At 32.6% G+C, this 2636-nt stretch carries 3 protein-coding genes; all 3 read right to left on the bottom strand.

All coding sequences use genetic code 11. The features are described 5' to 3' along the window. On the bottom strand, window positions 1-434 hold a 434-nt coding region (locus AC1DIT_RS27845; protein ID WP_476998579.1), incomplete at its 3' end, for a DUF7852 domain-containing protein. A gap of 731 nt (window positions 435-1165) precedes the next feature. Then, window positions 1166-2158: a glucan-binding protein gene (locus tag AC1DIT_RS27840; protein ID WP_016133147.1), complete on the bottom strand. Its 993-nt coding sequence runs from the start codon at window positions 2156-2158 to the stop codon at window positions 1166-1168. A 226-nt stretch (window positions 2159-2384) separates the two neighbouring features. Then, window positions 2385-2636, bottom strand: a 252-nt coding sequence (locus AC1DIT_RS27835; protein WP_476998578.1) for a hypothetical protein, incomplete at its 5' end; no start/stop codon positions are given.

Below are 2636 nucleotides of genomic sequence, written 5' to 3'. Positions count from 1 at the left end.
GAAGAAAAGTCATTTGCAGTTAAGTCAGCAAAACCAGAGAATCGAACCTTTGCAATTTTGTCATGAATTACTCCATTGCAGTCTTTAGCAGCATATTCAATATTTTTACGAATAAAACCTTCTACAAACAATTTTGCTCTTGTTACTCGTAAATACCCTGTTCCATCAATTGGTTCATATTCAACAGGTACTAGTTTACATTGTTGTAAAAATACATCTTTTAATACTCTTTTAATTTCTACTGCTGGTGGATGAAGTGGGATATTTGCTTCTACTACAATTTGAAGTGTTCTTTCTGCTAATACAACAGGGATTTTAACTATTGGATTTCTTGTAAGGATAGGCGTTGCTGGAGTATCACTGAATGGAATTTGTGTTTCCGCTTTAACCTTACAATCTTTATGGTGATTGTTTTTGTTTTCTTGTTCACTCAATTAAAAAACCTCCGTTTATTTTTGTTTTTTGAGTGTTTCCATACCTACTTTAATATGATATTTAATATATCTATTTGTGTGCGGGCTTGTATAATAGTTATTTTTCTCATTTTGAAATAAGAAAAACTAAATTAGATTACTTAAAATTCATTGCACTATATTGAATAGGACAGCATATATTATAGTGTGGAACGAGCGTCGGACACTTGTTTTACACTTATATATAATTAAATAAATCTCCTTTTCTTATTATAGGGGTAGAAGGAGCAATCGTACCGTGAAGTGAAAAGCAACTTACATAAAATGTAATAACCCATTCGATTCCGCATGATTCAAGCAATGATTTTAATAGATATTTACCAAAAACCATAATTTTTGTAACTAATTCAATTATTATTAAGATGCCAGAATTTTCTTGCGCTGAGGGTTATTTTGACCAATAACGAGCCTTTTTGGATACTACCGATAACGAAAATTATGTAAATGAGCTGTCCAAATGGACGGCTTATTCTATTTTTTGGCTAACGTGTTTTTTTCCAAAATGCTGGCGGTATCCCATGCCCATCAATTTAAGAATTTTTACTACCCATTATTGTTAAAAACGTTATTCTTTCTAGATTAATAAGAAGGGATAACACACAAAAAGACACCCTCTCAGATGTCTTTTCTCATTATAGAAATATCTTAAAATAGATATCTGGTGTCATATATTCAATTTAAAAGACCTTTTGTTACATCATAACGCCATTATCGGCAAATTGATACCATTTTCCATTGATATTCTTCCATCCGGTGGCCATATATCCGTTGTTATCAAAGTAATACCAGTTACCTTCAATTTTTCTCCAATCCGTAGCCATAGAACCATCTTCCATAAAATAACGCCATACTGTATCGGCATCGGATCTACCAAAACTTATCCATTCCCCTGTAGACATAACCCCTTCATAACCAAAGTAATATTTCTTTTCATTAATAGTTTGTAACTTTAAAGACATACGTCCATCTTCATCTAAGTAATACCAATTCTCTTTATCTTGTATCCAGCCAGTTTTCATCGTGCCATCTTCATTTAAATAGTACCAATTACCCTTATCTTGTGCCCAACCTGTTTGCATCTTTCCACCAACAAAGTAATACCATCTTCCGTTATGGCTTAACCAGCCATTATGAGTAACTCCACTTTCATTAAAGTAATACCATTGATTATCAAATAAATGCCAACCCGTTGCCATTGACCCATCTTCAAGAAGATAGTTACCTGTGTGATGTTCTCCTAACCACATGTTCTTTAACATTATTCCAATCTCTCGATCTAAATAGTAACGCTTTCCATTATATTCAAGTAAACCATAGTGTATCTTTCCACCTTGGTGTACATAATACCACTCTCCATCATATTGAACCCAGCCCTCATTGGAGTACATTGCACCGTCTTTTCCTAATAAGTAGCCTGCATTTTTATCTTGAAAATGACCTGTTTTCATTTTTCCGCTTGCATCAAAGTAGTACCACTTTCCCCCATCTAGTAACCAACCAGTTTTCTTCATACCATGTTGGTCATAAAAATACCATGTACCTCCATCTTTTATCCAACCTGTTTGTTGCATTGTCTGTTCTGCTTTTGGAGCGTTCAGCTTCATATTATCTTGTTTTTCTGCATGTGATACCGCAGGAACGATAAACATTGTAGACATTAAAATTGGTAAAATAACTTTCTTCATTTTCCATATCCCCCAAATAATGAGTAATTTTAGTTTTTATTTCCACAAACAGAATTATATTATGATATTTAAATATAATCAATAGTTTTTGTAACAAAAATGTAATATTTTTCATCTGATAGAAACAATATCTATTAAATATTAATTTTAGTCATTTTTTTGTTACAGTGTTTTTAAACTTATTCTGGATGTGATTATGTTTTCTAGGAGTACCGCCACATCACCATCAAGTTAATATTTTGAAGTACACCCTAAACGAAAATTTTATGTCTTTTATAGCAACGAAGTTCATTTTTCTCGTTTTTGGGGTAACCTGTTCTGTTAGGTTGATGGGCATGTGGAGGTACCCCACATCCATCAACTTAAGGTATATTTTTATACAAAATGGGGTCTTTTCACGTAATATTTTATTATCGTTTATAGATGTTATAAAAGTAGGCATATCAAATAAACCCTGACGGGTTTGAATTTTTTTACT

This window comes from Bacillus sp. 05T22 (assembly GCF_056396765.1).
The sequence above is the reverse complement of the archived record's forward strand: the minus strand, read 5'-3'. Positions and strand labels throughout refer to the sequence as shown.